This is a genomic window from Rhabdochromatium marinum, from assembly GCF_016583795.1.
Classification (GTDB): Bacteria; Pseudomonadota; Gammaproteobacteria; order Chromatiales; family Chromatiaceae; genus Rhabdochromatium; species Rhabdochromatium marinum.
Genome location: NZ_NRRS01000213.1, coordinates 1 through 562 on the forward strand (window position 1 = coordinate 1; position 562 = coordinate 562).

Annotated in this window: 1 protein-coding gene; it reads right to left on the reverse strand. The window is 66.4% G+C overall.

Annotated features, from left to right (window positions below; genetic code table 11):
• Positions 1–562: radical SAM protein (locus tag CKO36_RS19355; protein ID WP_476705520.1), on the reverse strand; the 562-nt coding region annotated here is incomplete at both ends.

Here is a 562-nt window from a genome sequence, read left to right on the forward strand (position 1 = left end):
GTGGACGTTGATGATGGTGCAGAAGCTGCAAGTGAAGGGACAACCGCGCCCCACATCCAGAGGGCCAACACGGCGAGTTCGCGCCAGCACCTCATTGGGAAGCGTTGGTCCAGGCTCCCCTTCCAGCGCTGGCGCCTGAGGCGGAGGCGGATAGATCGGGTGCGGGGTCGCGGCATAGGCTTCGCGCAGCAATTGATCAAGTCGCCCGCCCTCCGCCTCACCGCGAAAAAAGCTGACGCCCAGATCCAACGCTTCTTGCAGCTCGGGCGAGGGGCGCTCGAACATCGCAAGGATCCCGCTGACGTGAAAGCCGCCGATGCACACCGGGATCCCCTCCCGGCGCAACTGCCGCGCCAGATCCAGCGCGCGGGGGTACTGATGGGTTTGCACGCCGCTCAGCCCGACCAGCCCACGACCTGAACGGATACGCGCCACGATCTCGGCCAGTGGCAGAGGACCGGCGCTCTCATCGAGCACCTGGATCTCGATGCGCACCCGCTCCCCCAACACCTGGCGCCGCGCGCAATCCTGGGCCAAGCCGTTGAGGCAGGCCAGGGTATTG